6 protein-coding genes and 1 pseudogene are annotated in these 7,345 nt (G+C 71.6%); 2 read left to right on the forward strand and 5 right to left on the reverse strand.

What is annotated here, in order from left to right; all coding sequences use genetic code 11:
- Positions 1–190: pseudogene (locus G6031_RS13760) on the reverse strand (D-alanyl-D-alanine carboxypeptidase/D-alanyl-D-alanine-endopeptidase); the annotation flags it as partial.
- A gap of 182 nt (positions 191–372) precedes the next feature.
- On the opposite strand from G6031_RS13760, the gene G6031_RS13765 reads away from it, so the two are divergent.
- The gene (locus G6031_RS13765; RefSeq protein WP_179524465.1) at positions 373–885 is read left to right on the forward strand and encodes an inorganic diphosphatase; all 513 of its coding nucleotides are present in this window, start codon (positions 373–375) and stop codon (positions 883–885) included.
- Between the two features lie 151 nt (positions 886–1,036).
- Here the strand turns inward: G6031_RS13765 and G6031_RS13770 are convergent, their stop codons facing one another.
- From G6031_RS13770 to G6031_RS13780, 3 genes are all read right to left on the reverse strand, one after another.
- Positions 1,037–1,900, reverse strand: a complete 864-nt coding sequence (locus G6031_RS13770) for a crotonase/enoyl-CoA hydratase family protein (protein WP_182653563.1) — start codon at positions 1,898–1,900, stop codon at positions 1,037–1,039.
- A 23-nt stretch (positions 1,901–1,923) separates the two neighbouring features.
- The gene (locus G6031_RS13775; RefSeq protein WP_182653564.1) at positions 1,924–2,130 is read right to left on the reverse strand and encodes a PspC domain-containing protein; all 207 of its coding nucleotides are present in this window, start codon (positions 2,128–2,130) and stop codon (positions 1,924–1,926) included.
- Positions 2,131–2,304: 174 nt separating this feature from the next.
- The gene (locus tag G6031_RS13780; RefSeq protein WP_179524462.1) at positions 2,305–3,129 is read right to left on the reverse strand and encodes an SDR family oxidoreductase; all 825 of its coding nucleotides are present in this window, start codon (positions 3,127–3,129) and stop codon (positions 2,305–2,307) included.
- 67 nt (positions 3,130–3,196) lie between these two features.
- On the opposite strand from G6031_RS13780, the gene G6031_RS13785 reads away from it, so the two are divergent.
- A complete protein-coding gene (locus G6031_RS13785; protein WP_182653565.1) occupies positions 3,197–7,048 on the forward strand; it encodes a Pls/PosA family non-ribosomal peptide synthetase in 3,852 nt (1,283 codons plus the stop codon).
- 49 nt (positions 7,049–7,097) lie between these two features.
- Here the strand turns inward: G6031_RS13785 and G6031_RS13790 are convergent.
- A partial coding sequence (locus tag G6031_RS13790) for a transcriptional regulator (protein ID WP_182653566.1) occupies positions 7,098–7,345 on the reverse strand: 248 nt, incomplete at its 5' end.

Raw genomic sequence — 7,345 nt, forward strand, 5'->3', positions numbered from 1 at the left:
CGGCCACGAGTCCGGGCGACGGCGGGGGCGAGGCGGACGCGGACACGTCCCGGCCGGCACGCAGCTCCCCCTCGACATCGGTGAGGAGTGCCGCCACCACGAGGCCCGCCACCAGCAGCGCGACGGTGACGAGGACGACCCCGATCCGCCACGCCGGGCCCCGCCCCCGCCACACGCGCCGTTCGGTCACCGACCCCCACCCTCCCGGACTCGCCTCACCCCGCACCCGACCGGGCAGCGGCCATCAACCACCCACGCTAGCGGGCGACCTGACGACGAGCGCCCCCGGTGCCGCACCGGCCTACTACACTCGACGCGAATTCCCGGGCGCGCGTCCGGGGTCCCGAGAACGCCGATCAGCGAGGTACGCCAGTGTCCGTCGAAGTGACCATCGAGATCCCCAAGGGCTCGCGCAACAAGTACGAGATCCACCACGAGACCGGGAAGATCTACCTCGACCGGTTCCTGTTCACCTCGATGGGCTACCCGGCCGACTACGGCTACATCGACCACACCCTGGCCGACGACGGCGACCCGTGCGACGCGCTGGTCCTGCTCGACGAGTCGGTGTACCCCGGCGTGATCGTCAACTCCCGCGTCGTGGGCGTCTACACGATGTCGGACGAGGCCGGCGGCGACGACAAGCTGCTGTGCGTGCCGGCCCTGGACCCGCGGTGGGAGCACATCCAGGACGTGAACGACGTCCCGGAGTACGAGCTCAAGGCGATCGAGCACTTCTTCCTCCACTACAAGGACCTCGAGCCGGGCAAGCACGTCACCCCCGGCGAGTGGCGGGACAAGGCCCACGGCGAGAAGCTCGTGGCCGAGGGGATCGAGAACTACGGCACGCATCCCGAGGAGAAGGCCGAGCCCAACCGCGGCTGACCCCGGCCCGCCGCATCCCGTCCCACGGCCACGCGCACCCCGTCCCACGGCCACGCGAAGAGCGTTCCGCACACATCGCCCGAGAGGCGGGTGTGCGGAACGCTCTTGTCGATGCAGGAGGCCGGGTGTGCCGGGCGGTCTGCGCCGGGACTCAGCGGCCGGTGAACCTGGCCTCGCGCTTCTCCAGCGTCGCCGAGATGGCCTCCATCATGTCGGCGGAGGCGAGGAAGCCCGCGTTCCACGTGGCCACGTAGCGGTTGTTCTCGTAGATCTGTCCCTCGATGCCGCGGTTCAACACCTCGCGGGTCCCGCGGACGACGAGCGGGGGGTTGCCCGCGATCTCGGCGGCGGTGGCGTGCGCCGAGTCCAACACGCCGGCGGCGTCCTCGGCCACGTGGGTGACCAGCCCGTAGCGCAGGGCGGTCTCCGCGTCGATGTCCCGTCCGGTCAGGGCGAGCTCCCGGGTCAGCCCCTGGCCGATGATGTGGGGCAGCCGCGCGAGCGACCCCATGTCGGCCACGATCCCCACCTTGACCTCGCGGATCGAGTAGGAGGAATCGGCGGCACCGTGGCGGACGTCGCACGCGGAGATCAGGTCCACGGCGCCCCCGATGCAGCGGCCCTGGACCGCCGCGACAGTCGGGGTCTTGGCCGACGCCACCGAGTCGATGGCGCGGCGCATGTTCTCCACGAAGTCCAGGATCCGCTCGTTACGAGAGGCGTCCGGGGTCTTGTCCTGGGGCAGGAACTCCATGAACTGCGGCATCATCGCCATCAGATCCAACCCGTAGGAGAAGTTGCGGCCCTCACCTGCGATGACGGCCGCGCGGACGTCCGGATCGGCGTCGAGTTCGGCCATCACGCGGGGCATCTCCGCCCAGAAGTCGGGCCCCATACCGTTGTGGGGGCCGGGCCCGATCAGCGTCACCTGCGCGACGTACGGGTCCCGGACTCCCTTCTCGATGCGGACGGAGGAGTACTGACCGGGCGCGACTGAGGAGTCTGGAGTGCTCATGCGCTCAGCCTGCCATGACCTCCTCAGGAGCGGACGTCAGGCATGACGAACCACAGGATCACGTACAGCAGCACCTGCGGCCCGGGCAGCAGCAGCGATGCCACGAACAGGACGCGGACCAACACCGGGTCCAGCCCGAAGTAGTCGGCCAGGCCGCCGCACACGCCCCCGATCCAGCGGTCCTCGGACCTGGTCAGTCGCTTGGGCTGGGAGTCAGAAGGGTAGGTCATGACGTGTCACCTCGTCGTCGTCGGAAATTGGTGGCCGGGGACCTCTCCCCGATGACCTCCAGTCTCCTCCCCCGCAGCGTCCACCACATCCGGGACGGACCCCGAATCCGACCCTGAACCGCGCCTCGGGGTGGGGACGCGGGAGCGGGCGCGGACTCAGGTGTGGAACTCGCCTCAGGTGTGGAACTCGCCGCAGTCCACGGTGAGGGTCTGGCCGGTGATCGCCGACGCGGCGTCCGAGAGCAGGAACACCACCGGGTCGACGATCTCGCGCTCGCCGGGCAGGCGGCGCAGGTCCATCTTCTCGGCGGTGTGGGCGTAGACGTCCTCCACGGTCCCGCCGTACTTGCCCGCCAGGTGTTCGAAGTACCCCTTGAGGGTCTCGCCGTAGATGTACCCGGGCGCCACGGTGTTGACGCGGATCCCACGCGGTCCGAGCTCTGTGGCCAGGGAATGCCCCAGCGCGACGAGGGCCGTCTTGGCGATCTTGTAGCCGGCGTAGCGCTCGCGGGAATGATGGATGACGGCCGAGGCCATCATCACCACGGAGCTGCTCGCGGGCGCGGCGTCGATCTGCTCCGCATCCGGGGTCTCCGCGCCCGCCTCGAGCAACGGGGTGAACTCCTGAGTGGTGCGGAGCGCGCCGAGGACCGAGAGGTCGATCCCCCGCGAGATCTGCTCGTGGTCGGTCTGGGCCAGCGGCTTCATGCTGGGTACGGCGAACGCGCTGTAGACCAGGCCGTGGACCGCATCGGTGTGCTGGGCGACGGTCTCGCGCAACGCCCGCACGGAGTCGGCCTCCGTGGCGTCCACCGCGGCGGCGATCGCGGTGCCACCGGCGGCACGGACCTCGTCGACGATCCCGTCGAGCCGGGAGGCGGTGCGGGCGGCCACGACGACGGTCGCCCCCTGTTCGGCTGCCCGCAGGGCGAGGGTCCGCCCGAAACCGGGCCCCGCTCCCACGATCACGACGGTCTTGCCCTGGAGAGATTCTGACATGAGTTAATAGAACCAGTTCCACCCACGCTGTGGGGGGAAGTTCACCCGACCGGGATACCATCCGCACGTGCACACCATCCCTGAGCAGTATCTTCGCAGCTCACAGGCCCCGAGCCCCCGGACATTGCTGGACGTTCTGGGCTCCGCGGCCCAGGGTCACCCGGACGCCCCGTGCCTCGACGACGGAGCGCGCGTGTTGAGCTACCGCGAGGTGTGGGAGGAGATCCACACCTCGGCACGCTGGATGCAGCAGCAGGGGGTCGGGGCGGGCGACCGGGTGGGCATCCACATGCCCTCCGGCGGCGTCGAGTTGTACCTGGCGATCCTGTCGACCCTCGCCGCCGGGGCGGCGTACGTCCCCGTGGACGTGGACGATCCGGCCGACCGCGCCGAGCTGGTGTTCGGGCAGGCGCAGGTGGCGGCCGTCTACACCGCCCAGGGGATGCGGGTCACCGACCCCGGACGTCCGGCCGACCCGTCGCGACACCGGGCCCCCACCGTCGACGACGACTGCTGGATCATCTTCACCTCCGGCACCACCGGCCTGCCGAAGGGTGTGGCGGTGACCCACCGCAGCGCGGCCGCGTTCGTGGACGCCGAATCGCGGATCTTCCTCACCGGCGCCCCGCTCGGCCCGGGCGACCGGGTGCTGGCGGGGTTGTCCGTGGCGTTCGACGCCTCCTGCGAGGAGATGTGGTTGGCCTGGGCACACGGGGCGTGCCTGGTGCCCGCGCCCCGGTCGATCGTCAAGTCCGGGCTCGACCTGGGCCCGTGGCTGCGCGACCGCGGGATCACGGTGATCTCCACCGTCCCGACCCTGGCCTCGATATGGCCGGAGGAGATGCTCGCCGACATCCGCCTGGTGATCCTCGGCGGCGAGGCCTGCCCGCCCGAGCTCGCCGCGCGACTCGCGGGAGACGGCCGGGAGGTCTGGAACACCTACGGGCCGACCGAGGCCACCGTGGTGGCGTGCGCGGCGCAGCTGGACGGCAGGGGTGAGGTCTCGATCGGCCTGCCGCTGGACGGATGGGACCTGGCCGTGGTCGACGCCACGGGACTGCCTGTCGGCTACGGCGAGTCCGGCGAGCTGGTGATCGGTGGCGTCGGACTGGCCCGATACCTCGACCCGGACAAGGACGCCGAGAAGTACGCGCCCATGGAGACCCTCGGGTGGGAGCGCGCCTACCGGTCCGGCGACGTCGTGCGCCTCGAGGCCGACGGCCTGTACTTCACCGGCCGCGTGGACGACCAGGTCAAGATCGGTGGACGCCGACTCGAGCTGGGCGAGGTCGACACCGCCGTCTCCGCCCTGCCCGGAGTGAGCGCGGGAGCCGCCGCGGTCAAGAAGACCGACGCGGGCCAGTCCGTGCTGGTGGCCTACCTCGTGGCCGACGACCCCGTGGGCTTCGACCTCGCCGACGCCGCCGGGATCCTGCGCGACCGCCTGCCGGCCGGTGTGGTCCCCCGGCTGACCCTCGTCGACGAGTTGCCCACCCGCACGTCGGGGAAGGTCGATCGCGCGGCCCTGCCGTGGCCCCTCGCGCAGACCTCGGCCGCCGAGACCGAGCTGGACGGCACCGACGCGTGGGTGGCCGAACTGTGGTCCTCGGCCCTCGGTGCCGACGTCTCCGGGGTGGACGAGGACTTCTTCGCACTGGGAGGGGGCTCGCTCGCCGCCGCCCACGTGGTGGTGGCGGTCCGGGAGCGCTTTCCCGGCGTCACCGTGGGGGACATCTACGACCGCCCGCGCCTGGGCGACTTCGCGGGATACCTCGACGAGCTCGAGCCGGTGGCCACGGTGGAACCGCGACACGTCAGACCGGTCGGCCGCGGTGCGCAGGTGGTGCAGGTCCTGGCGACCCTTCCTCTGCTGACGGTCACGGGGCTGCAGTGGCTGACCTGGCTGGGGATCGCCAACAACGTCGCCGCCTCCGTGGGAATCCCCTGGGCGCGCCCGGTCTCGTGGTGGGTGCTCGGGATCCTCGCGGTGTTGCTGCTGTTGCCCGCGGGCCGCACGGTGGTGACGGGGCTCCTCTGCCGGGTCCTCATGGCTGGGGTCACCCCGGGCACCTATCCGCGGGGCGGCTCGGTCCACCTTCGCCTCTGGGCGGCCGAACGGCTGGTCGAGGCCTCCGGCGTCGCCAACCTCGAGGGCGCCGGCTGGCTCACACCGTTCGCGCGCCTTCTCGGCGCCAAGGTCGGCCACGGCGTGGACATGCACACCCTGCCCCCCGTCACCGGGCTGCTTACCGTGGGCGACGGGGCCTCCATCGAGCCCGAGGTCGACCTGGCCGGGCACTGGATCGACGGCGACGTCCTGCACATCGGAGCCGTGGCGATCGGCGAGAACGCGGTGGTGGGAGCCCGGTCCACACTGCTGCCCGGCGCGGTGGTCGGCAGCGGCGCGCACGTGGAGATCGGGTCCGCCGTGGTGGGCACCGTCAAGGCCGGGAAGCGTTACGCGGGCTCACCCGCCCTCAAGCGGGGCAAGCGGGGCTCGAGCTGGCCGGCCGAACCCGCACCCCGCAATCGCGTGTGGAGCGTGATCTACCAGCTCTCGGCGGTGGCCCTCGGCGCGATGCCGCTACTCGCCCTGGCCGCCGGACTCGCGGTGGTGGCCCGGGGGGCGCGCGACGCCACGACCCCCGGCCAGCTGTTCCTGAGTACCACCCTGTGGTCCGTCCCCGGGACGCTGCTCGCGCTCGCGTTGTTCGCCGCGCTCACGCTGGTGTCGGTCCGCGCGCTCTCGGTGGGCCTCGAGGAGGGGTTCCACCCGGTTCACTCGCGCATCGCGTGGCAGGCCTGGTGCAGCGAGCGCATCATGGACGCCTCGCGGAACTGGCTGTACCCGCTCTACGCCTCGATGCTCACCCCGATGTGGCTCCGGGCGCTGGGCGCGCGGATCGGCAAGGACGTGGAGGCCTCGACCGTCCTGCTCATCCCCTCGCTCACCACCGTCCGGGACGGGGCGTTCCTCGCCGACGACACGATGGTCGCGCCGTACGAACTGGGATCGGGCTGGATGCGGTTGGAGCAGGCGCAGGTCGGCAAGCGCGCGTTCCTGGGCAACTCCGGAATCGCGTCCGCCGGCCGCAAGGTCCCCGCGCGCGGGCTGGTCGCCGTGCTGTCCTCCGCGCCGCAGAAGGCCAAGAAGGGCACCTCGTGGCTCGGTTCACCGCCGCAGAAATTGCCCAGGGCCGTGACCGACGGCGAGAGCGATGTGCGCACCTACCAGCCGCCCCGGCGCCTCAAGGTGGCCCGCGGCGCCTGGGAGACCCTGCGCCTGGTCCCCGTGTGGCTCTCGTTCCTGCTGCTGGTCAGCGTCCTGGTCGTGATGCAGGAGATCCACCGGGAATGGGGTTTCGGCGTCGCGGCGCTGGCCTCCGGGGTCACCCTCGCGTACGCCGGACTCGTGGCCCTGTTCGTCTCGGTGCTGGCCAAGTGGCTCCTGGTGGGCAGGATCCGCGCGGGCGAACAGCCCCTGTGGTCCTCCTTCGTGTGGCGCAACGAGGTCGCCGACTCGTTCGTCGAACTCCTGGCCGCGCCCTGGATGGCCCGCCCCGCCTCCGGCACCCCGATCCTCACCGTCATGCTGCGGCTGCTCGGGTCGCGCATCGGCCGGGGTGTGTGGTGCGAGTCCTACTGGCTCCCCGAGGCCGACCTGGTCTCCCTGGGCGATGCCGTCACCGTCAACCGCGGCTGCGTGGTGCAGACCCACCTGTTCCACGACCGCATCATGCAGATCGACCGGGTGGACATGGCCGACGGCGCGACCCTGGGCTGCCACTGTGTGACCCTCCCGGCGTCCTCGATCGGCGACGGCTCCACCGTGGGCCCGGCGTCGCTCGTCATGCGCGGCGACCGCATCCCCCCGGGCACCCGCTGGCAGGGCAACCCGATCGCGCCCTGGCGGGGCTGAGCGGGGCGCACCCGGGCGGGACGCACGAGGGCAGAGGCGCCCGCGTGTGTCAGCCGCCGGCGATCGCGCGGAGCGCCTCCAGGTGTGACCCGTAGGCCCTGCGCCCCTCGCGACTGAGCGCCAACCAGGTCCGGGGTCGCTTGCCCACGTACCCTTTGCGGACTTTGACGTACCCGGCCTTCTCGAGCACCGCGACCTGCTTGGACAGCGTCGAGTCGGACACCTCGACGGCGTCGCGGATCGTGGCGAACTCGGCGTCGTCGACCCCCGCCAGGGCGGCGACGATGGAGAACCTCA

This window comes from Dietzia sp. CQ4 (genome assembly GCF_014145125.1).
GTDB lineage: Bacteria > Actinomycetota > Actinomycetes > Mycobacteriales > Mycobacteriaceae > Dietzia > Dietzia natronolimnaea.

Excerpts from the sequence above, each read along its gene's own strand:
- G6031_RS13775 (WP_182653564.1), bottom strand. The coding sequence starts at position 2,130 with ATGACCTACCCTTCTGACTCCCAGCCCAAGCGACTGACCAGGTCCGAG.
- G6031_RS13770 (WP_182653563.1), bottom strand. The coding sequence starts at position 1,900 with ATGAGCACTCCAGACTCCTCAGTCGCGCCCGGTCAGTACTCCTCCGTC.
- G6031_RS13780 (WP_179524462.1), bottom strand. The coding sequence starts at position 3,129 with ATGTCAGAATCTCTCCAGGGCAAGACCGTCGTGATCGTGGGAGCGGGG.